Source organism: Actinomadura verrucosospora (assembly GCF_039540335.1).
GTDB lineage: Bacteria > Actinomycetota > Actinomycetes > Streptosporangiales > Streptosporangiaceae > Spirillospora > Spirillospora verrucosospora.
Genome location: NZ_BAABEV010000027.1, coordinates 69,353 through 91,043 on the forward strand (window position 1 = coordinate 69,353; position 21,691 = coordinate 91,043).

Annotated in this window: 18 protein-coding genes and 2 tRNA genes; 14 read left to right on the plus strand and 6 right to left on the minus strand. The window is 71.7% G+C overall.

Annotated elements, in window-relative coordinates; translation table 11 throughout:
• Window positions 1-85: 85 nt before the first annotated feature.
• Window positions 86-517: a VOC family protein gene (locus tag ABD944_RS26230; protein ID WP_345180898.1), complete on the minus strand. Its 432-nt coding sequence runs from the start codon at window positions 515-517 to the stop codon at window positions 86-88.
• A 1,250-nt stretch (window positions 518-1,767) separates the two neighbouring features.
• Here ABD944_RS26230 and ABD944_RS26235 point away from each other — a divergent pair.
• A complete protein-coding gene (locus tag ABD944_RS26235; protein WP_345180899.1) occupies window positions 1,768-2,643 on the plus strand; it encodes an SDR family NAD(P)-dependent oxidoreductase in 876 nt (291 codons plus the stop codon).
• A gap of 9 nt (window positions 2,644-2,652) precedes the next feature.
• On the plus strand, window positions 2,653-3,138 hold the full coding sequence (locus ABD944_RS26240; protein ID WP_345180900.1) for a MerR family transcriptional regulator: 486 nt from the start codon (window positions 2,653-2,655) through the stop codon (window positions 3,136-3,138).
• Between the two features lie 393 nt (window positions 3,139-3,531).
• Here ABD944_RS26240 and ABD944_RS26245 read toward each other — a convergent pair.
• A tRNA-Gly gene (locus tag ABD944_RS26245) sits at window positions 3,532-3,602 on the minus strand.
• 141 nt (window positions 3,603-3,743) lie between these two features.
• On the opposite strand from ABD944_RS26245, the gene ABD944_RS26250 reads away from it, so the two are divergent.
• The 3 genes from ABD944_RS26250 (at window position 3,744) to ABD944_RS26260 (ending at window position 8,595) form a co-directional block, all read left to right on the plus strand.
• Window positions 3,744-3,817, plus strand: a tRNA-Pro gene (locus ABD944_RS26250).
• A gap of 531 nt (window positions 3,818-4,348) precedes the next feature.
• Window positions 4,349-6,430 carry a protein kinase domain-containing protein gene (locus tag ABD944_RS26255; protein ID WP_345180901.1) on the plus strand — a complete coding sequence of 694 codons (2,082 nt, stop codon included), beginning with the start codon at window positions 4,349-4,351 and terminating at the stop codon, window positions 6,428-6,430.
• Window positions 6,427-8,595, plus strand: coding sequence for a serine/threonine-protein kinase (locus tag ABD944_RS26260; protein WP_345180903.1), 2,169 nt, complete (start codon window positions 6,427-6,429; stop codon window positions 8,593-8,595). Before ABD944_RS26255 ends, ABD944_RS26260 begins: the two co-directional genes overlap by 4 nt.
• A gap of 53 nt (window positions 8,596-8,648) precedes the next feature.
• On the opposite strand, the gene ABD944_RS26265 is transcribed toward ABD944_RS26260, so the two are convergent.
• A complete protein-coding gene (locus ABD944_RS26265; RefSeq protein WP_345180905.1) occupies window positions 8,649-9,149 on the minus strand; it encodes an NUDIX domain-containing protein in 501 nt (166 codons plus the stop codon).
• A gap of 45 nt (window positions 9,150-9,194) precedes the next feature.
• On the opposite strand from ABD944_RS26265, the gene ABD944_RS26270 reads away from it, so the two are divergent.
• Window positions 9,195-9,539: a hypothetical protein gene (locus ABD944_RS26270; RefSeq protein ID WP_345180907.1), complete on the plus strand. Its 345-nt coding sequence runs from the start codon at window positions 9,195-9,197 to the stop codon at window positions 9,537-9,539.
• A gap of 16 nt (window positions 9,540-9,555) precedes the next feature.
• Here the strand turns inward: ABD944_RS26270 and ABD944_RS26275 are convergent, their stop codons facing one another.
• Entirely contained in the window at window positions 9,556-11,487 is a 1,932-nt protein-coding gene (locus ABD944_RS26275) for an amino acid transporter (protein WP_345180910.1), read from the minus strand.
• A 224-nt stretch (window positions 11,488-11,711) separates the two neighbouring features.
• On the opposite strand from ABD944_RS26275, the gene ABD944_RS26280 reads away from it, so the two are divergent.
• Window positions 11,712-12,050 (plus strand): hypothetical protein, encoded by a 339-nt coding sequence (locus ABD944_RS26280; protein ID WP_345180912.1) that lies wholly within the window; start codon window positions 11,712-11,714, stop codon window positions 12,048-12,050.
• Window positions 12,051-12,110: 60 nt separating this feature from the next.
• Here ABD944_RS26280 and ABD944_RS26285 read toward each other — a convergent pair whose 3' ends face one another.
• Window positions 12,111-12,539 (minus strand): hypothetical protein, encoded by a 429-nt coding sequence (locus tag ABD944_RS26285; RefSeq protein WP_345180914.1) that lies wholly within the window; start codon window positions 12,537-12,539, stop codon window positions 12,111-12,113.
• A gap of 298 nt (window positions 12,540-12,837) precedes the next feature.
• On the opposite strand from ABD944_RS26285, the gene ABD944_RS26290 reads away from it, so the two are divergent.
• Genes ABD944_RS26290 through ABD944_RS26300 form a run of 3 tightly spaced genes read left to right on the plus strand, consistent with a single transcriptional unit; the run spans window position 12,838 to window position 16,083 of the window.
• A complete protein-coding gene (locus ABD944_RS26290) occupies window positions 12,838-14,322 on the plus strand; it encodes an FAD-dependent oxidoreductase (RefSeq protein WP_345180916.1) in 1,485 nt (494 codons plus the stop codon).
• Between the two features lie 16 nt (window positions 14,323-14,338).
• Window positions 14,339-15,463, plus strand: a complete 1,125-nt coding sequence (locus ABD944_RS26295) for a hypothetical protein (protein WP_345180918.1) — start codon at window positions 14,339-14,341, stop codon at window positions 15,461-15,463.
• 5 nt (window positions 15,464-15,468) lie between these two features.
• On the plus strand, window positions 15,469-16,083 hold the full coding sequence (locus ABD944_RS26300; protein ID WP_345180920.1) for a TetR/AcrR family transcriptional regulator: 615 nt from the start codon (window positions 15,469-15,471) through the stop codon (window positions 16,081-16,083).
• Here ABD944_RS26300 and ABD944_RS26305 read toward each other — a convergent pair.
• Window positions 16,070-17,332 carry a hypothetical protein gene (locus ABD944_RS26305; protein WP_345180921.1) on the minus strand — a complete coding sequence of 421 codons (1,263 nt, stop codon included), beginning with the start codon at window positions 17,330-17,332 and terminating at the stop codon, window positions 16,070-16,072. The genes ABD944_RS26300 and ABD944_RS26305 overlap by 14 nt on opposite strands.
• Before the next feature lie 324 nt (window positions 17,333-17,656).
• Here ABD944_RS26305 and ABD944_RS26310 point away from each other — a divergent pair, with 324 nt between their 5' ends.
• From ABD944_RS26310 to ABD944_RS26325, 4 genes are all read left to right on the plus strand, one after another.
• On the plus strand, window positions 17,657-18,757 hold the full coding sequence (locus ABD944_RS26310; protein WP_345180924.1) for an NAD(P)H-dependent amine dehydrogenase family protein: 1,101 nt from the start codon (window positions 17,657-17,659) through the stop codon (window positions 18,755-18,757).
• Window positions 18,758-18,768: 11 nt separating this feature from the next.
• A complete protein-coding gene (locus ABD944_RS26315) occupies window positions 18,769-19,506 on the plus strand; it encodes a glucose 1-dehydrogenase (RefSeq protein WP_345180926.1) in 738 nt (245 codons plus the stop codon).
• A gap of 34 nt (window positions 19,507-19,540) precedes the next feature.
• Window positions 19,541-20,344, plus strand: coding sequence for a class I SAM-dependent methyltransferase (locus ABD944_RS26320; RefSeq protein ID WP_345180928.1), 804 nt, complete (start codon window positions 19,541-19,543; stop codon window positions 20,342-20,344).
• Between the two features lie 112 nt (window positions 20,345-20,456).
• A complete protein-coding gene (locus ABD944_RS26325; protein WP_345180930.1) occupies window positions 20,457-21,623 on the plus strand; it encodes an ROK family transcriptional regulator in 1,167 nt (388 codons plus the stop codon).
• Window positions 21,624-21,691 lie beyond the last annotated feature (68 nt).

A 21,691-nucleotide genomic window follows, 5' to 3' on the forward strand; every position in this document is an offset into this window, starting at 1 on the left:
TCCGCACACCCAGTGCGGGCGCCGCGTCCAACGGTGGCGGCCGGCACGGCGCTGTCGATGCGCGAATCGCGGGCACGTCCAGCCGTCAGAAGACGGGCTTGGGCACCAGGACGACGCGCCAGCCGTCCGGGTCCGCGAAGGTCAGAGCGCCGTTCTCGGTCCAATAGGGGTTCTCCGCCGGCACCGGTTCGTGCCCGGCCGCCGCGAGCCGTTCGACCACATCGTGCATCTGCGCCGCGCCCGCGAAGTACAGCACGAGCAGATTGTCGCCGGTGGGCGCCGGGCACGGGCTCCCGTCGGCGTGCGAGGTGAACTCCAGGTGGTAGTCGGTGCCGGGCAGACCGAGCATCACGCCGTCATAACCGGCGTGGCCGGTGAACCGGGAGAGCTCGGGCAGGCCCAAGTGGTCCCTATAAAACGTGACCACCTCGTCCAGCCTGTCTGTAGGCCGCGCAATCCGAACCTGGACCACCCCAAGCCCGTCCGGCCATGCTTGCGTCTCCGTGGCCATGCCCATAACGGTACACCGCGTCCCGAATTATGAACCGATGGTCCCCCATGCCTTGCGGCGCCGTTCGCGTCGCATCGCCTACACGACCGGCGGGACAGCGATGCGCGGACGGCGTTCAATGGAAACATGGAAATCGTGATCATCATCTATCTGTTGATCCTTCCCGCCCTGATCTACAACTTCATGAAAAGGAGACGCCTCCGGCGCACAGGGATACACACTCGGCCATAGTGGTCCGCCACGTCGAAAGGCGGGGAGCGAAGACCACTTACGAAGTTCCGGTGATCGCCTTCTTCGACGAGCCGGGGAAAAGATTCGAGTTCATTCCGCCCGAGCCGAGACCCGCATCGCCGAAGGCAAGGCAGGCGCCCGGACAACGCCTACGCGCTCGCCGCCCATGTCACGCCGTACTTCGGGGAAACGAAGGCCCATGATCTGCGTTGTGAGCACGAGCGCGTCGTCGCGACTTGGCCGTCTTCAACTCACTGAGCACGATGCGCGTCTTCGCCCGCAGCTCTTGTCACGTCCCTGTTTCGCCTCGCCGCATACACGAGCCGAAATGTCCCGACCTCCCCAGCCAAGGGGCAGCGGCGATGCGCGGTCGGCACGGTCCGCCGCCCCCGCAGCCGAGGTACGAGGCGTAGGTGACGACCCCCGCTCCGCCCCCCGCCCCCGCCTCTGTCGGCATGAGGCCGGAGCTGCGGGCCGCGGCGCACCTAACGGGACTTGCGGCCCCTGCGACGGTCAAGCCAAGCGAGGAAAGCCTGAGAGGCCCTGATCGAAAAAGAAGGGTCTCCGCCACCCTGCAGCGACTGCGCTCCGATGAATTTCGCGTTGGGATCCTGGCGTCGTTCATACTCGGCGTTGGTCTGTCCAGGAATGCGCTTCTTAGGTGCGGTCATCGTGGCTCCAACCGTCGTGGCGGATCTCGCCTCATGGCGCGAGCCGCGGTCTCGACAGTCAGACGCATTGTTCCCCCCTCCGGTTGCCCCAACGAGGTGACTACGGCTACCGACCGCAGCCCTCGCATCAGCGCCTTGGGATCCGGCCGACTGCCTTCCAGCGCGCAGTCGAGCCGCAACAGCGCGCAGCGCAAAGGCTCGCGACGTTGCCCCCTAGGCGGCTGAGCCCCGCACCAGCACGGCTCCGACCTCGCACGATGCACCGCCACCGAGCGAACATCCCGACGGTGCGCAGAACGGGACGCGGACGCCGTGCTTGCGTTCGAGCGCGCTCGAACTCCTAGCGTCACCGGCATGACATCTCAACCAGGCACTCAGCGGACATGGATCATCACCGGCGCGTCGGCGGGCTTCGGCCGTGCCATCGCCGAGTGCGCGATCGGGCGGGGCGACAACGTGGTGCTGGCCGTGCGGCGGCCCGGGTCGGTGGCCGACCTCGCGGACGCCCACCGCGACCAGGTGCTGGTCGCCGAGCTCGACGTGCGTGACACCGGGCGCGCCGGGGACGTCGTACGGGCGGCGGTCGACCGGTTCGGGCGGGTGGACGTGCTGGTGAACAACGCCGGCCGCGGGGTCGTCGGCGCGGCCGAGGAGGTCGGCGACGAGGAGCTCCGCGCGTCTTTGGAACTGCACCTTCTGGGGCCGGCGGCGCTCGTGCGGGCCGTCCTGCCGCACTTCCGCGAGCAGGGGTCGGGCACGATCGTGCAGATGAGCAGCCAGGGCGGGCGCATCTCCTTCCCCGGTGTCGGCGCGTACTCGGCCGGCAAGTTCGCGCTCGAAGGCTGGTCGGAGGCGCTGGCCGGAGAGGTCGCGCCGTTCGGGGTCCGAGTGATGATCGTCGAGCCGAGCCGGTTCCGCACCTCGTTCAACGCGCCCGACGTGCTCGGGGTCGCCGACGCCAGCGCCGCGTACGCCGGGCTGCTGGGGGCCGTCCGCAACGACATGGTGGGCGCCGACGGGATGCAGGAGGGCGATCCGGTACGGGCCGCGGAGATCATCGTGGACCTGGTCGCCGGTGACGAGCTGCCGCTGCGCCTTCCGCTCGGGCGTGAGGCGGTCGAGCGCATCGGAAGGTCCTACCGGCAGAACCTGGAGGAGCTCGAACGCTGGGCCCCTACCGCGCGTGCCGCCGACTTCCCCGGCGCCGCCGCATCCGCCCGGCCGATCTAGAGTGTGGCCATGGCCACGGACGATCTGATGTCGAGGGCGCTCGCCGCCCTCGACGAGGTCGATGGCCCGATGTCGGTCGAGGTGATCCACCGCCTCGTCGACGTCGGCGCCGCCACCGACCCCATGACCATCACGGAGGTTGCCGACCTGCTCGACATGTCGCCGCACACGCTGCGCTACTACGAGCGGATCGGGCTGGTCGAGGTGGCCCGCGACGCCAGCGGCCACCGCAGCTACGACGCGGCGGCGGTCCGGAGACTGGTGTTCCTGACCCGCATGCGCCTGTCCGGGATGGCCATGCGCGACCTCCAGCACTACATGCGGCTGGCAGACGAGGGCGACGACACCGTCCCCGAGCGCCTCGACCTGCTGCTCGAACACCGCGACACGATCCGCCGCCAACTCAAGGAGCTCACCCTGTCGCTGGCGGCGACCGAATACAAAATCGCCACCTACGGCGGCCACACCGGCCCGTCGTCAGCGGGGAAGGCCTGACCAACCGAACCGTGCCGAGTGGGTCCACCGCGCCCAGTCGGCACGGTCCCCCTCGTCTTCAGCACTTGGGCGAAGACATCGGCTCGGCCCGGACGTCATGATCGGCGCCGACGGCATCCACTCGCGACCCGGCAGATCATCGACCCCGACGCGCCGACGGCCCAGCTGCATGACGGCTGGGGCACGTTCGGGAGCGGAGGGCCGTGTTGAGGACGCAAGATCCGCCACCGTGCTGATCTCCGCCAGGGACGATCAGACCATGATCACGAAGTACGGCAGTTGAACCAGGATGCCGCCCAGGCATGCCAGATCCCAGTGACAAATGGGTGACAAATGATCTTCAGAAGGGCGTCCAAGATCGCCCCACAGGGCTCTGACCTGGGGATATAAAAGAGCGGGCGACGGGAATCGAACCCGCGTAGCCAGTTTGGAAGACTGGGGCTCTACCATTGAGCTACGCCCGCTAGGCGATCTCCGGGCTCGGGATGGGCCTCGATCGCCATCCCGTAGCGTACAGGGTCTTCGGGGTGGACGTGCCGGGGGCGGAGCGGGCGGGGGCCGATCGGGACTACACTTCTCGCGTCATCGCGTTCGGCGGTGGTGTGCGGGCTGTAGCGCAGTTTGGTAGCGCACTGGCTTTGGGTGCCAGGGGTCGTGGGTTCAAATCCCGCCAGCCCGACCGAGATCAGGTAGGAAGGTCGACGTCCACCTTCGTCTTGTTCCGGATGCGCTGGAAGACCGAGCGCAGGAGCAGGACCCAGTGGGCCCACCACCCGAGCAACGTTCCCGTTCGGGGTCTGGGGCGGCGCGCGTCTGGGCCGTGTGGGGTGACGCGTTTGCTGGCGTCAGTCGAACTGGCTGCCGCGGGGGCGGCGCCGTCAGGGTCACCCGGCTTTGAGTGCGTCTGTGGTGGTGTTGAAGCCGGACGTCTCGGCCCACGCAACAGTCGACCAGAGGTTGGTCAGTGCCAGCCACACGCGGGTCTATCTGTGCTTCCAGGTCACTGCCCCAGACGCCGTGAGCATCGTCGGGTGATGCAGCGATCACGCGTTCTGCGATGAACTCGACATCCGCACACAGCTCGAAGTCGATCCGGCCGACAGCGGGCGCTCCCGTTAGAGGGACCTCGACCGGGGGCTGGGGCACTCCCTGGGGTTAGGCCGATCCGATATTCTTACAGACAGGTTTGTTCTGTCGAGGTGGGGGCGGGATGGGGCCACTCCAGGCGGGGGATCCCGTTGGGGTCGGCGGGTACCGGGTTCTCGCCCGGCTCGGTGCCGGTGGGATGGGGGTCGTCTATCTCGCCCGATCGCCGGGTGGGCGGCTGGCGGCCCTCAAGCTCATCCGGCCGGACGCCGCCGACAACCCCGGCTTCCGGGAGCGGTTCCGGCGTGAGATCGCCGCCGCGGGCAAGGTCAGCGGGCTGTACACGGCTCCCGTGCTGGACGCCGACGCCGACGCGCCGCAGCCGTGGTTCGCCGCCGCCTTCGTCCCCGCGCCCACGCTGAAGGAGGCCGTCGAGGACGGCGGGGCGCTGCCCGAGCCGGCCGTCCGCGCGCTGGGCGCGGGGCTCGCCGAGGCGCTGCAGGCCGTTCACAGGGCGGGGCTGGTGCACCGCGATCTCAAGCCCGGCAACATCCTGCTGGCCGAGGACGGGCCCAGGATCATCGACTTCGGGATCGCCAAGGTCGTCGACGCCACGCAGATCACCCGTACCGGCGGCATGATCGGCACGCTGGCGTACCTGGCGCCCGAGCAGATCGCCGGCGCCAAGGACGCGGGGCCTGCGGCGGACGTGTTCGCGCTGGGGGGCGTGCTGGTCTACGCGGCGACGGGAGCCCGGCCGTTCGGGGAGGGCGACCCGGGCGCGCTGCTCTACGAGATCATGTACGGCGAGCCCCGTCTGGACGGGCTGCCCGCGTCGCTGCGGAGCACCGTGGCCGCCTGCCTGGCCAAGGAACCGGCCCGGCGGCCTCCACTCGCGGACGTCCTCGCGGCGCTGACCCCCGCCGATCTTTCTGCGCTCCTCTCCCCCGCCCTGCGACGGGACCTGGCGGCGAGGGAGGCCGAGGCGAACCGGGTCGCGTCCGGGCCCGTGACGCTGCCGCCGCCGCTGCCGAGGATCGAGGAGACGGTCCCCGACGGCCTGCGGCGGCGGCGCGTGCTGGGGCTGGCCGCCGGGGCGGCGGTCGCCGTGACCGGCATCGGCGCGGGGACGGCGGGCTGGGCGCTGGCGGGCGGGAAGTCCAAGCCCGCGAAGCCCGCGCCTCGCGGGACCGCCATCGCCTCGGCGCCCGCGCCGGCGTGGACCTTCGTCCCGCCCGCGCCCGTCGGGTCAGACAAATCGCACGTGCTGGTCGCGGGCGGTGTCGTGCTGTGGGGCGGCGAAGACGCGGCATACGGGGTGGACGCCGCGTCCGGGCGGCGGCTGTGGACGGCGGACGTCAGCATGTTCGCCGGCTGCGCGGTCCACGGGTCGACGTTCGTCCTTCCGAACGGCGGCGGTCTCGACGGGAAGTCGACGATCAGCCTGGTCGACGCGGCATCGGGTGAGGCGACGCATCTGCCGATGCCCGAGGGCGCGTTTCCCCGCGCCGTCTTCGGCGTGGTCGACGGCGCGGCCCTGCTGCAGTCGGGGACGTACTCGGACGAGGGCGTCCCTGTCGTGTGGGCCGTCGACCTCGCCGGCGGCAAGGCCCGCTGGCGGTTCCCTCTCGCCGACTCGGACGCCTCTGGCGCGGCCGACCGGAACGGCCTGTACCTCAATGTGAAGCACACGCTCTTCGCCGTCGACCTCGTCACCGGCCGCAGGCGCTGGACCGTCGACTGGTCCAAAGACGGGGGTGAGTGGCTGACCCAGGGCATCGCGGTATCCGGCGGCAGGGTGTTCGGAAACTTCGCCGATACGCTCCAGGCGGTCGACACGGCCGGTGGGAAGAGCGTGTGGTCGCGGACCGCCGGCGCGGAGTTCCCCTCCGTCCTGCCCGCGGCCGGCAAGGTGATCTTCCGGGGTGACGACCTGCACGCTCACGACCGCGGGACGGGGGCCCCCGCGTGGTCCCTGGCCGGTCCGGAGAAGTTCGTCGCCGAGTCGGGGCACGACGCGGCGTCGGGCGATGTCGTCGCGGTCGCGTTCGAAGGCGGCGTCTTCGCCGCCACGGCCTCCGGCCGGGGGCTGTGGGCGCACTGGGGCGACGTCCCCCGCGCCGGGAAATGGGACGTCGCCGTGTCCGGCTCGTCGGTCCTCGCGACCGATCATGAGCGGCTGCTCTGCTTCCGGGCGGCCTCGTGACGGCCCGGCCAGGGCCCGAAGACCCCGCCCGCATCGGCGGGTACCGGGTGCTGCGGCGGCTGGGCGAGGGCGGCATGGGACGGGTGTACCTGGCCGCGTCCCCGGCCGGACGGGCGGTGGCGATCAAGGTGGTGCGGCCGGAGCTCGCCGGGGATCCGGCGTTCCGGGCGAGGTTCCGGGCGGAGGTCGCGGCAGCCCAGCGGGTCAGCGGCGCGTTCACCAGCCCGGTGGTCGAGGCCGAGCCGGACGGGGCCGTCCCATGGCTGGCGACCGCGTACGTCAACGGCCTCAGCCTGAAGGAGACGGTCGACCGGTACGGGCCGATGCCCGAGCCGCTGCTGCGCACGCTCGGCGCCGGGCTGGGCGAGGCGCTGATCGCGATCCACGCGGCGGGGCTGCTGCACCGCGACCTCAAACCGGCCAACATCCTGCTGGCCAAGGACGGGCCCCGGGTCATCGACTTCGGCATCAGCAGGGCCGCCGACCATGACGCGTCCCGCGGGTCCACGCGGGCGCTCACCTCCGAGGGGCAGATCATCGGCTCCCCCGGGTACATGTCCCCCGAGCAGATCCGCGGCGGGACGCTCACCGCGGCCGCCGACGTGTTCGCCTTCGGGGCCGTGCTGGCCTTCGCCGCCACCGGCCGTCCCCCTTTCGGCAGGGACGAGCTGCCCGCGATCATCCACCGGACCTTGCACGAGGCGCCCGATCTGAACGGCGTGCCGGCGTCCCTGGAGCGGATGGTGGCCGCCTGCCTGAGCCGCGACCCCGGTGAGCGTCCGCCCACCGAACTGCTGCCGTCGCTTCTGGCGGCCGAGCCGGTGGCCCCCGGCTGGCTTCCTGGCTCCCTCGGCGAGGAGCTGCGGCAGCGGGAGGACACGCTCCTCCTGGATCTGCGCGAGATCGCCAAGGCCCGCACCCGCCGGCGGCTGCTGCTCGGCGGCGCCGCCGCCGCGGGACTCGCCGTCGTCGGCGGGGGGACGGCCGCGGCACTGGCCGCGGCCGACGGCGGGGCCGGGCGGAGGCCCGCCCCGCCGAAGCCGCTGTGGCGGACGACGATCGGCGACCTCAGCGACCGGCGCTTCGCCGTCGAGGTCCTCTCCCGGACGGTCGTCCCCCACGACGAGGGGCCGGTGTACCGCTGGCACTCGCTCGAGACCGGGCGACAGCTGTGGTCCAGCAGGTTCTCCGTCGCCGTCACCGGACCCAGCATGATCTATGGGATCCCGGACGAGGAGGACCGGCTGATCGCCATGGACGAGTCCCACCGGGTCAGGTGGAGCAGCGACGTGGCCGCCGGCAACGACTTCCCCGAGCTGCTGGGGCCGGACGACGGGAAACTCGTCATCACCGGCCGGGACCGGACGGTCTTCGGCGTGGACGCCGCCACCGGCAGCCGGCTCTGGGCCTACGAGTGGCCCTCCGAGACCTTCTTCAGCCTCCTCTACGGCATCACGAACCACACCCTCGTCGCGATCGGCACCCCCCGCGGGGCCGACAGCCTGCTCGTCGGGCTCGACACCGCGACGGGCGCGGTCCGCTGGGCCGATCCGGAGGGCGGCCTGACCTCCGTCCCCGAGGGCGGCGGGAACCTGATCTTCCGCAACCCGTCGGGGGTCAGGCTCGAGGCGCGGGCCGCCGACACGGGCCGCGGTCTCTGGGCCGTCGAGCTTCCCAAGGCCGCGGCGGAGCCCCACGACGAAAGGCAGCTCTCGCAGGACTTCACCGTCGCAGCCGGGACGGTCTACACCGGCAGCCCGACCTTGTACGCCCTGGACGCGTCCACCGGCCGGGAGCTGTGGACCTACACACCGACCTCACCCGGCGGGCAGGAACGAAGCCTCCTGGTCAGCGGGAAGCACGCCTATATCCTCGACAACCCGCGGCTCATCGCGCTCGACGCCCGCACGGGCCGCCGGGTCTGGTCCGTCGACACGCCCGCGGCCCGCACCGCCCCGCTGGTCGCCGCCGGCGGAATGATCTGCACCGGGGTGGCCGGAGCCACGGGCGCGGGGCTCTACGGCTGGGACGCCGAGACGGGCGAACTCGTCTGGAACCACCCCGTCTCCACCCCCTCCCCGACCAGGCAATGGGCGCTCGCCACCCGCGACCGCACCCTGGTGGCCGCCCAGGACAAAACCCTCCTGGCCTTCCGCCTCCCCTGAGACGAAGCGGGCGCGGCCGACGCCAGGCCGAGTGGCCAGATCGTTCGAGCGGGTTACGGGGCCGTCGGGTGGGGTTCGCAGAGGAGCTTCGCGGATCTACTGCTTCTGGCCTCGTGGACGGCGGCGACTCGGGCGAACGAGCGCGGGCTCATCGTCGCCTTCCATGCGCCGAGCGGTTGCACGAGACACTCGGTGTGCTCGGACGGGTCCAGGACGATCTGGCCGAGTTCGGCGTCCGTGAGCGTTCCGCCGTCGAAGACGAACCCGATCTTCGCGCAGGGCCATCCCGGGTGGGGTGGGAGGAAGTGCGTCAGAAGGAGGACGGGCGGTCCGTCGAACTCGATGCCGGTTTCCTCCCTGCACTCCCGGACGGCCGTGGCGAACGGAGTGGCGTCGCCGTGCTCGACGTTGCCGCCGGGGAACTGCCAGGTCTCCACGCCCAGCGCTGAGCGCAGGAGGAGGGGATCACCGTCGACGTCGGTGAAGTACAGGGCGGCGTACATGGTGGCGTTCGGAAGCGTCCGGACGTACTCCTCGGGAGGCAACCAGCTCACGGGACTCCGATCTGCTCGTGGAGGTGTCCTCGGCATCATGGCGGTATGAGCGCTTGGGTCTATATACGCGGGTGGCTGGAGTTTCACGGGCAGAGGACTGAGGCCGAGCGCATCATCCGCCACGGGGACCCTGCGGGGTGGGCGTTTCCGGAAGGCGGCTGGCTCGACGCGGCGTGCTACGCCCGCGCGGTTCGCTCCTCCGGTTCCGACGATGTTCTCGACCAGGTCCGGCAGATCGCGGCCCTCCCCGCCGCCGACGAGGACGGCGACCGGGTCTGCGGGCTCTTCCTCGTCTTCCACGAGGAGGGGCACCAGATCGAATGGCAGGTCAGGGACGGGCGAGTCCAGGTCGCTCCGGCGCCGGCCCGCTATGACTACCTCTGGCGATAGCCACGGGGCCCAGACGTCAGCCGACGTGGACGATGGGGCGGCGTTCGATGTCGGGTTCGGCCTGGCGGAGGATCTCGCGGGTCATGGGTGGGACGTCGCCGCCGCCGAACACCAGGTAGCGGAGCAGGGCGCCGATCGGGTTGCCCTCGGCCCAGTGGAAGTAGACGTGCGGCTGCTTGCCCGTCTCGTGCTGGATGTGGAGCAGGATCGCCGCGATCGCGTTGGGGATGCTCGGGCCCTCGGTGCTCAGGACGCGGTAGCCGTGCCGCTCCTCGCCGGTGACGCGCACGGTGGACTCGAACTCCGACGCGTCCGAGACGGTGAGTTCGAGGAACAGCAGCCCCTCCTCGGCGCGGAGCCGGTGCAGTTCCCAGGCTTCCCGCGCCTTGTCCAGGTACTCCTGGCGGTCGCGTTCGTCGGGTTCGTTGGCGATGATCCGCAGTTCGCCTGACCGGTCGAGCAGCTCGCGGGCCTTCTCGTCGAACTCGACGTCGGTGATGCGCAGTTCGGTGGAGCGTGTGGCGCGGGAGATCAGCGAGGTGACGACGATCGCGACGCAGAACACGACGGCGATCACCAGGCCGTCGGGGCGTTCGATGATGTTGGCGACGGTGGCGTAGGTGAAGACCAGGGTGACGGCGCCGAAGGCGGCGGAGGCGCGGCGGCGTCCGCGCTTCCAGGACGCCAGCGTCGCGGCGACCGCGGCGGACAGGATCAGCGCGAGGACGCCGGTGGCGTAGGCGCCGCCCTGCGCCTCGACCTGCGCTCCGAACAGCAGGGTGATGGCGAACGAGACGAGAGTGAAGATCAGGACCATCGGGCGGGTGGCGCGGGTCCAGTCGGGGGCCATCCCGTAGCGCGGCAGGTAGCGGGGGACGATGTTGATCAGCCCGGCCATGGCGGAGGCGCCGGCGAACCACAGGATCGCGACCGTGCTGAGGTCGTAGGCGCTGCCGAACCACTCCCCGAGGTGCTCGTGCGCGAGGTAGGCCAGCGCCCGGCCGTTGGCCTTCCCGCCCTCCTCGAACTCCTTCTCGGGGATCAGCACGCTGGTGGCGAAGCTGGAGGTGATCAGGAAGACGCTCATGATGACCGCGGCCGTGGTCAGCAGCTTGCGCGCGCCCTGGATCCGCCGGTCCAGGTCGCCCTTGACCAGCGGCATCACGGCCACGCCGGTCTCGAACCCGGACAGCCCGAGGGCGAGCTTGGGCATCACGAACAGCGCGACGGCGACCATCACCATCGGGTTGGAGTGGTCGGCGGTCAGCGCGTGCCTCCAGTCGGTGACCAGCCCCGGGTCGGACGCCACCTCGACCAGGGCCGTCCCCACCACCACGACGTTCAGCACCAGGTACACCGCGACCAGGACGACCGCGATCGAGATCGCCTCGCTGAACCCGACCATGAAGACCGCGCCCAGCGCCGCGATCAGCACCAGCGTGACCGGGATCTGCCAGCCCGCGACCGCGTCCGGGGCGAACGGGTTGTGCAGCAGGTGGGCGGTGGCGTCGGCGGCCGACAGCGTGATCGTCACGATGAACGCGGTGGCGACGAAGCCGAGCAGGAACAGCACCAGGAGCTTGCCGCGCCAGCCGGGCAGCAGTCGCTCCAGCATCGACAGCGACCCCAGCCCGTGCGGGCTCTGCCCCGCCACCGACCGGTAGACCGGCAGCGCCCCGAAGAGGGTCAGCGCCACCAGCAGCAGGGTGGCGATCGGGCTCAGCGCCCCGGCCGCCAGGGCGGCGATGCCCGGCTGGTAGCCCAGCGTGGAGAAATAGTCGACGCCGGTCAGGCACATGACCTGCCACCAGGCGTGCTGCTTGTGCGGCGCGTCCTCGTGGTGCGGCTGCTTCTTGTGCGGCCCCGGCTTGTGCCCCGGGCGGTGCAGCCCCTGGAGCAGCCAGCGCCGCACCCCCGAGTCCGCCTCCGGCTCTGCTGACGTTCCCATCCGGCCCCCAGGTCGAGTCGCGAGCCCGCACACAATACTGGCGAAAGGGGACATCCGCGCTAGTGCCGCACAGGGAGAGCGGCCACACCGCTCGTCACGGGGCCGGGAGCCACGTGTCCGCACGCGTATCGGAGCGCCGCACACCTTTTCGGATGCGTGGAGCGCCTCTAGGCTCCGCTGCTATGGAGCCTGACGCGTTCACGAGTTCTCCAGTGGTCTGGCTGGTGACCGAAGACATCCACCTCATCCGTTCGGACACCATCACCAGCATCGGGGTGACCGGCGACCAACTCACCGTCTGGCAGGGCGACCGGGCGACGACCGTGGTGCAGGTCGGCCTCCGTCAGCAGTTCGCCACGAGATACGCCGGCATCTTGGCCCAGCGCCTCGCCTCCGCCGCCACCGACCCGCCTCTCGATCCGGTGGGCAAGCCCTACCCCGCCGTGTACGTGTGGCTCCACCTCGACGATGCGGCGGAGCCCTCCTGGGAGGTGAGGGTCGCGGGCGGCGGCGAAGGCGCCGACCCTCCCGAGCCGCCCTTCAGCGCCGGCGCACCGGCCTGAGAGAACGCCGCCGCGTCCCGGCGGCACGCCGGGACGCGGCGTACCGCCGGAATGCGGTGATCAGTCGGTCTGCTTCGGGTAGGTGCCCGTGCCCTTGACATGGATGCCGTCGGGGCCCGGCGGCTTACTGAACCGGAGCGTGTAGACGCCGTATTCGAGTTGCACGCTCTCGGTGATGATGAGCGGTTTCCCCTCGTCGTCCTTTATCTTGCACTTGTAGTCCTTGTCGAGGACCCTTCTCGGCGGGCTGACGATGGTGTCGTACTTGTAGATCTCGAAGTAGTAGGGCTCGCCGGGGACGCCGAGGCACTGCCACTTGAAGGTGTCAGTGCCCGCGTTCTGGGAGAACCTCTTGGAGTCCCACTGCTTCGCGAAGGTGACGTCGAAGGTCTTGGTGACGTTCTCGCGGCGGGCGGCCTCGGCGGACGGAGCCGCCATCAGCACCCCTGACGCGACGACCGCCATGACGAGACAAGCGGTTTTTCGCATACACCCCTCCTTCTGTTTGCGAGCACCAGTTTCACCCGCCAGAGGAGATCATTTCAGTAGGCCGGACATTACGAACCAGTAGATTCTCTCTCGGCCGCCGAATGGTGTTTTTATCAGCCTTAGGGTGCAAATTTCTATGTTTATGGCTACCTGCACGCCTCGGGGCAGCGCGGCACCGGAGGGGGTAGCAGCGGCTGGCGGGGGCCGGTTCGTCAGGGCCGCACCCTTGCGCGGCGGCTCGGCCTGGGTTAATCATACATTCACTCGTTGTGTGTATGAATGGATGGGTGGTGGCGGGATGCCGCGCGGGACGGCCGTGGTGCTCGGCGGGAGTGTGGCGGGGCTGTGCGCCGCGGGGGTGCTCGCCCGGCACTTCGCGAGGGTGGTCGTGCTGGAACGGGACCGGCTGCCGCCGGAGGCCGAGCACCGGCGGGGCGTCCCGCAGAGCAAGCACCCGCACTTCCTTCTCAACTCCGGCCGGCGGGCGATCGGAGAGATCTTCCCCGGGTTCGAGGAGGCGCTCATCGCGGCGGGCGGGATGCACCTCATGCCGTCGATGGACGCGGCCTACTGCGAGAACGACGGCTGGGCGCCGCGCAAGTCCGGCTCGATGACGATGGTGTACAGCTCCCGTGTGCTGATCGAGCGGGTCCTGCGCGACAAGGTCCGCGAGCTGCCGGCCATCGAGATCCGCGAGGGCGTGACCGTCACCGGGCTCCGCTCCGCGGGCGGTCGCGTCGTCGGGGTCGAGTACGGCGACGGTCATCTGGCCGCCGACCTGGTCGTCGACGCGCTCGGTCGCGGCTCCTCGGTCGTGGACTGGCTCGGCGCCGCCGGGTGGCCCGCGCCTCCGGAGAAGACGCTCGACGCCAAGGTCACCTACACCTCGCGCTGGTACGACCTGCCCCCGGCGGGGCGGCGTCCGGAGACGTGGTGGTGGAAGCACCTGGTCATCACCCCGACCCAGGACGGCGGCGACCACCCTGCCGAGCACGAGTTCCTCAGCAACTTCTTCCCCATCGAGGGCGAGCGCGCCATCGTGTGCATGGGGTCGTGGGGCATCGAGATGCCGCGCAGGGTGGAGGCGTTCGAGGACGCGCTGGACCGTGTGCGGACACCGGTGTTCGCGCAGGCGGCCCGTGCCTGCACTCCGACCTCCGGGGTGCATCTGACCCGTTCGACCGGTAACAAGTGGCGCCGGTACGACCTGCTCAGGACGCCCCCGATCGGGCTGGTGTGCGTCGGTGACTCGATCTGCGCCTTCAACCCCTTCTACGCCCAGGGGATGAGCTCCGCCGCCCGTTCCGCCCTCATCCTCGACGAGGTGCTGCGCAGGCGCGACGCCGTCGACCTCGCGTTCATGCGCGAGTTCCTCCGCGGGCAGAGGAGGTCGCTCCAGGTCCCCTGGATGCTGGCGATGGCCCGTGACCAGGCCTACGACTTCGCGACCGGGACCGAGGTCGCCGCCGCCTGGCGCCGCAGGCTCACCGCGCGCCTGAGCTGGCCCGTCTTCAACGCCATCACCGCCGCGAGCCGCGAGGACGCCTACGTCGAGCGGACGTTCGCGCAGGTGTTCAACCTCGACAGGTCGCTCCGGCAGATGGCCGCCGATCCGCGGTTCTGGTTCGGCGTCGTGCGCTACGAGCTGCGGAAACGGCTCGGCCGCACCGTCGTGCCCGACGGGTTCGACGACCGGAGGGATCCGCCCGGCATCGACTTCACCGGTTACACCGGCCCCCGCGGCGCCTCCCCGGCCCGCGGCGACGACCTTGTCGGCACCTGACGCCGGGAGGCGGCTCATGGGTCCCACCTGCGATCCGGCGGCCGAGCGCGTCGCCGGGGAACTCGGTTTCTCCTGCCACGGCGCCGATGCCGTGGTGAGCTTCCGCAACCCGTTCGACCTGGCCGACGGCACCATGGCCGTGCTCGAACTGCTCATCGTCGGCGGCGCGGTGTTCGCCCTGGTGCACGCGTGGCGGCGGTGGCGGCGCGACGGCGATCCGGTCAACATCTCGCTGTGGTTCGCCTCGGTCGTCTACCTGGCCGTGATCGAGCCGCCGCTGTACTTTCCCGGCTGGTTCGGTCTGCAGGACCACGTCGGGTTCATCTTCTCCCACAACGTGTTCACCGTGCAGTTCATGTACGACCGGCTGCCGCTGTACATCGTGGCGTTCTATCCCGCGATCTCGCAGCTCGCCTACGAGCTCGTCCGGGTGCTCGGCGTCTTCGCACGGCGCGGGCCGCTGGCCGGCTCGGTGGCGGTCGCGTTCGCGTGCCAGGTCTTCTACGAGGTCTTCGACCAGCTCGGCCCGCAGCTGAGGTGGTGGGCGTGGAACGAGGCGAACGAGAAGATCAACCAGCCGGCGCTCGCCTCGGTGCCGATGAACAGCATGCTGCTCTTCGCCTCGGTCTCCTTCGGGGCCATGACCTACCTCGTCGTCCGCCTGACCGGTGGACGGGACGGCCGCGGCGCCCTCACCGGCCCGCGGATCGGTCGGCGCACGCTGGTCGCCGGGGCCGTGACGCCCCTGGCGATGATCGTCGTGAGCGCCCCCAGCGGCGCCTTCGAGGGCCGCCTCGGGGTCCAGCGGGCGATCCTCGGCGCCGAGCTCGCCGCGGTCTGGGTCGCCGGCCTCCTCCTGCTCGCCGACGCCTGGCGGGCGCGGCGCGCCGGGACGGCCGTCCCGGCGGTGTCGCCGCTGTTCGCGCGGACCTATCCGGCGCTGTACCTCGGCGTCCACGTCGTCTTCTGGCTCCTCGCGCTGCCCGCGTACCTCGCCTCGTCCGGCGGCGTCACCGAACAGGGCACGCCGATCGGCAGCCTCTGGTACGCCGCGCTGTGCTCGGTCGCCGCCGCCGGGATCATCGCGGCCGCGCTCCGCGCGAGCGTGGCACGGGGGGCGGCGGGACCTGTGCGATCCTGAGGCCCATGGGGCACCACGGCTGGGGAGGCCGGCCTCCCGCGTCGGAGGCCGAGGCCCGGCAGCGCATCGTCGACGCGACCGTCCGCTGCATCGACAGGCACGGCGTCGCGAAGACGACGCTGTCCGACGTCGCGAACGAGCTCGGGGTGACCCGCCAGACCGTCTACCGCCACTTCGGCCGCATCAGCGACATCATCGGCGAGGTCGCGGCCCAGGGCGCCGAGTCGTTCGTCGACCGGATGATCGCCCACCTCCAGGGCATCGGCGACCCGGCCGAGGCCGTGGTCGAGGGCATGATCTTCTGTGTGCGGACCATCCCGAACGAGCCGCGGCTGAGCCTGCTGCTCCAGCTCGACGACTCCGCCGCCTTCGGCCGCGGGGCCACCACCGCCGACGCCATCGCCTACGGCGCCGAGATGCTGCAGCGCTTCCCCGTCGACTGGGCGGCCGCCGGTGTCGGCGAGGACGAGCTCGACGGCCTCGCCGAGATCGTCATGCGCCTGCTGACCTCGCTGCTGCAGCACCCGAGCGAGCCGCCGAGGGACGAGGCGCAGGTCCGCGCCGTCCTGCACCGGTGGCTGGCCCCCGCCCTGCGCGCCGGCGCCGTCACACAGGGGTGATCGGCAGGGAGCGCCGCGGCCGGAAGGCGAAGGCGGCGCCGGTGCTGAAGCGGACGACGGCCACCTCGTCGGGCTCCGGGGCCGGGTCGTCGCGGCGGACGACGGTCAGCCGCCATTCCCCGTCGCCGGAACCGTGCGCCTCGACGTCGAGGCGGGGGTCCACGGCGCGGACGACGGCCTGGAGCGCGGTCGTCCATCCGGGTCCGCAGAGGGAGATCCAGGCGCCGTCCTCATGCGCGGGAGACGGGCGGACGACGATGTTCGCGCCCTCGATGCCGGCGTCGACGTAGGCCGAGGGGTTGAGGAGGGGGTGCACCGCGAGAAGGCGGGCCGCTCCCTCCGCGTCGCGCGGCGGGTCCAGGGCGCGGGCGAGCCGCTCGGCGGCGACGCCGGCGATGCCGACGAGCTGCTTGCGGCGGATGCGGAGGAGTTCGCCGGCGTCGGCGGCCCGCCGGGCCACGGAGAGCGTGAAGGCCCGGTTGAGCAGGTGCATCTGGAGGCAGACCTCGTCGGCGATCCGTGCCAGCGCGGAGCGGGAGAAGGCGGCGAAGTCGAGGTCGGAGAGCAGGGGCCCGGAGTAGTCGGCGAGCCCGTCGTCGGACGGGTCGATCGGTGCGAGTTCGAGGGTCGCGGCGCGGGAGCGCTCGTTGTCGGCGAGCAGGGGGATGCCCTCGGCGTCGGGGTGGGACTCGTCGATGACCACCGTCCACGCGCAGTGGGGGTGCCGGTCGGCGGGACGGCGCGGCGGCCGGTGGATCGGCCGCACCTGGGCCTTGGGGTTGGTCGCGACCGCGGTGGCGTCGAAGGTGGGGTCCTCGATGTCGTGGCACATGGAGCGGACGTAGTCGTCGCCCATCGGCTCCACGTCCATCAGGGCGCCGCAGTGGTCGAGGTGGAACTCGCCGTGCCACCGGTCGTGGACGGTGTAGCGGAAGTCCATGAACTGCGGCGGGGCGCCGATGTCGAGCTGGAGGCCCTTGAAGATGGTCGGGACGTCGCCCTCGCCCGGCACCTCGGGGGCGTAGCCCAGGGCTCGCTGCATCCGCCTGGTGTAGATCGGGCTCGACGCCGCCCACTCCTCGATCGCGATCCGCGCCATCTCCTCCCTGCCGAACGCGGAGATGCACCACGCCATCCCGGAGCGGTCGATGAGCTGCCCGATCAGGAGCAGCTCCGGCACGACGACCGCGAGCTCTCCGCGGGTCAGGCCCGCGTACCGGCTCGGAGGCGTCGCCGGCGGGTCGGCCATCTGCGGTTCTCCTTGCCTCGGCGGTCCCGTCCACCTGCGACCGAGGCGGCGGGGAGGTGCCGGCGCCGCGGTCCCACGCCGGGCGCGGCTCCGGAGCGCCCGGCACCATAGTAGAACGTGTTCCAATGAAACTGGAAGCCTGTCCGGACACCTGTCCGGATACCCGTCGACTGCGCCGGGCATTGCGACGGGAACGAGGCTCGACCTATGCTGGACATGTGTCCAGCCAGCTGACCGGCGCGGCGCGGTGAATGCCGGAAGCGTCCGTCCCCACGGCGCCCGGTAACGCGTTCTATCGACCGTCCCCTCCCGTCGAGGAGCACCATGGCCCTCCGCGTCCTGCACGTGGCCACCGGCAACGTCGGCCGCATCGCCCTGGGGCAGCTCATCGAGGACCCCCGCTTCGAGCTGGCCGGACTGGTCGTCTCGAACCCCGCGAAGGTCGGGCGCGACGCCGGCGAGCTCGCCGGGCTCGACGTGGTCACCGGGGTCGCGGCCACCGCGGACCTGGAGGCGGCGCTCGCCGCGCGGCCCGACTGCACCGTCTACTGCGCGATCGGCGAGACCCGGCTGCCCGGCGCCCTCGCCGACATCGGGACGATCCTCGCCGCGGGCAGCAACGTGGTCGCCTCCTCTCCGGTGCCGCTGATCTACCCCTGGGGGCTGCTGCCGGAACGCATGATCCGTCCCGTCGAGGACGCCTGCCGGGCGGGCGGCACGAGCCTCTTCACCACCGGAGTGGACCCCGGCTGGGTGAACGACCTGCTGCCCTTCGCGATCGCGAGCACCTGCCAGCGGGTGGAGCAGGTGCGCTGCTCGGAGATCGCCGACTACGCGACCTACGACGGCGGTCCGGTCATGTTCGACTTCATGGGCTTCGGACGACCCGTCGGGGACCTGCCGAAGATCCTGCGCCCGGGGATGCTGGCCGCGTCGTGGGGCGTCAGCCTCCGGATGCTGGCCCGGGGGTTCGGCTTCGAGCTCGACGAGATCACCGAGTGGTTCGAGCAGGAGCCGGCGCCGGAGGCGTTCGACGTGGCCGCCGGGCACATCCCCGCCGGCGGGATGGCGGCCGTCCGGTTCCAGATCAGCGGCGTCGCCGGCGGCAGGGAGGTCCTCGTCATCGACCACACGACCCGGCTGCGCGGCGACCTGCGGCCGGACTGGCCGCAGCCGGCGCAGGACGGCGGCTCCTACCGGGTCGAGATCGTCGGGGAGCCCTCCTACCGCGTCGACGTCTGCCCGACCAGCGCCAGGGGGGACCACAACTACGCCGCGATCGCCGCGGGCGCCGGGCGGATCGTCAACGCGATCCCCGACGTCGTCGCGGCGCCGCCGGGGCTGCGGACGCCGCTCGACCTGCCTTTCACCACCGCCCGCGGCGTCTTCGCCGCGGCGCTGACCGACCGGGGCACCGGCAGATAGGGACGGCGACCATGGGACGTGTGGACGGGAAGACCGCTCTGATCAGCGGCGGGGCCCGCGGCATCGGCGCGGCGAGCGCCCGGGCCCTGGCCGCCGAGGGCGCCAGGGTCGTCATCGGCGACGTCCTCGACGACGAGGGCAGGGCGGTCGCGGACGAGCTGGGCGACGCGGGACGCTACGTGCACCTCGACGTGACCAGCGAGGACGACTGGGCGGCGGCCGTCGCGACCACCGTCGCCGAGTTCGGCGCGCTGAACGTGCTGTTCAACAACGCGGGGATCGCCAACGGCGCGGCCGTCAACCGGTTCAGGCCGGAGAAGTGGCGGCAGATCATCGACGTCAACCTCACCGGCCCGTTCCTCGGCATCCGCGCGGCCGCCGACGCGCTGATCGCCGCCGGAGGCGGGTCGATCATCAACAACTCCTCCATCGAGGGCCTGCGCGGCACCTCCTGGGCGCACGGCTACGTGGCCTCGAAGTGGGGGCTGCGGGGCCTGACCAAGTCGGTCGCCGTGGAGCTCGCCCCGCACGGCGTCCGGGTCAACTCGCTGCACCCCGGCCTGATCCGGACGCCGCTCACCGAAGGCATCCCGGACGACATGGTCCCGATCCCCCTCGGACGCCCCGGCCTGCCGGAGGACGTCGCCTCCTTCGTCGTCTTCCTCGCCAGCGACGAGTCGTCCTTCGCCACCGGAGCCGAGTTCGTCATCGACGGAGGGACCGTGCAGCAGATCCCCCACAAGGGCTGACCGCGGCCGGTCCGGCCGTGGTAAGGAGACTGCCGTGCGAAACTCCGCGAAGGACCACGGGACGGGCCCCACCGACTACGACGCCGAACTGCGGCTGCACGACCGGATCCTGCGCCGGGCGGCCGCCGTCCGGCACGACGACCACGTCCTCGACATCGGATGCGGTTCCGGGCACACGACCCGGCAGGCCGCGCGCGCGGCCCGGGCGGGCAGCGCGTTCGGGGTCGACGTCTCCGCGCCCGCCATCGAGCGCGCCCGCGAGCTGGCGCGGGCCGAGGGCGTCGGCAACGTCTCCTTCGAGCGCGCCGACGCGCAGGCCCACCCCTTCCCGCCCGAGCGCTTCGACCTGGCGATCAGCAGGTTCGGGACGATGTTCTTCGACGACCCGGTCGCGGCGTTCGCCAACGTCGGGCGGGGGCTGCGGCCGGCCGGGCGCCTGGTGATGATGGTGTGGCAGCCCGCCGAACGCAACGAATGGGAGGTCGCCATCCGCCAGGCCCTCGCCGGGGCCGGGCAAGCGGAGGCCGCCGCTCCCTCCGGACCGGACGCGTTCTCTCTCGGCGACCCGGAGACCGCCGAGCGGATTCTCAGCGCTGCGGGCTTCGCCGACATCGCCTTCACCGACGTCCACGAACCCGTCTACTACGGGCCGGACGTGGACGCCGCCCTCGGCTGGGTCCGCGGTTTCACCTCCACGAGCGAGGCGCTCCGGCGGCTGGGCCCCGACGCCTCGGCGCGTGCGGTCGCCCAGCTGCGCGAGACGCTCTCAGCTCACCTCGACGGCGACGGTGTCCGGTTCGATTCGCGCGCCTGGATCATCACCGCGCACCGGCCCTGAACGGACGGCCGGCCGGGGCCGGCGACGCCCGCCCGGATGCGGGTGCCGCCGACCCGGAGGTTTTCGTCCGGAGCATTGACATTAATCGGGTGCATCGTTCATGCTTCCCGGCATGGAGAAGCGGGCTGACGCGCTGCAACGGCTCCGGCAGGCCCATGAGGGCGCCGTTCTGGCGGCGCTGCGCGGCGAGGGGCCGATGAGCCGGACGCGGCTCACCGAGCGCACCGGCCTGTCCCGCACGACGCTGTTCGCCATCATCTCCGAGCTCATGGAGCGCGGCGCGGTGATCGAGTCGGGGGCCGAGGACGACGGCCGGCCCCGCGGCCGGGGGCGGCCGGCGACCCGCGTCTCCCTCAACCCCGACGCCGGGCTGCTGATCGGCGTGGATCTCGGCCGGCGGCGGATCCGGGTCGCGATCGCCAACATCGCCCGGCAGGTCGTCGCCACCGCGGTGGACGACTCGGCGCCGGACGCGGACGAGGGCGAGCAGGCCGACCTCGCCATCGCGCTGGTCCGCAAGGTCTGCGACGACCGCGGCATCGGGCTGCGCGCGCTGGAGGCCATCGGGATCGGCCTGGTCGGGGCGATGGACGGCCCCGCCCGCCGGCGGCGGGCCGCCGAACGGCTGGAGGCCGCCTTCGGCACCCGCGTCGAGGTGGACAACAACGCTCGCCTCGCCGCACTGGCCGAGCAGACGTGGGGCGCCGCGCGCTCGGCCGACGACGTGGTCTATGTGCGGTGGGCGTTCGGCGTCGGGGGCGGCTTCATCTCCGGCGGGCGCCTGCTGCGCGGGGGGCACGGGGCGTCCGGCGAGGTCGGCCACGTCTCGGTCGATCCTGCGGGACCGCGGTGCCACTGCGGCGGACGCGGCTGCCTGGAGGGGCGGATCGGCGTGCCGGCGCTGCTGGAGGCCGCCGCGTCGCGGGGCGTCCGGCTGACGGGCACCGACGACCTGCTGGAGGCCGCGCGGTCCCGGACGCCCGCGGTGACCGCGGTGGTCGTCGAGGCGGCCCGCACGCTGGGGACGGTCCTGGCGGGCACCGTGGCCCAGCTCGACCCCCGGCGCGTCGTCGTCGGCGGGGACCTCGCCACGCTCGGCGGCCTGGTGCTCGATCCGATCAGGTCGGCGATCGGCGAGCTCGCCCTGCCGGGCAAGCCGCGCGCGCTCGACGTCGTCCCGGCCGACCTCGGGCCCGCCGCTTCGGCGATGGGCGCGATCGCCCTGGTCCTCAAGGAGCAGGACCCCCTCCCGCCCGGCCCGCTGCCCGCGGACCCGTAGACCCGGCCCGACCTGCGCTCCCGCAACAAAGCGCCTATTTCTGTCAACCCTCAGGAATTAATGAACGG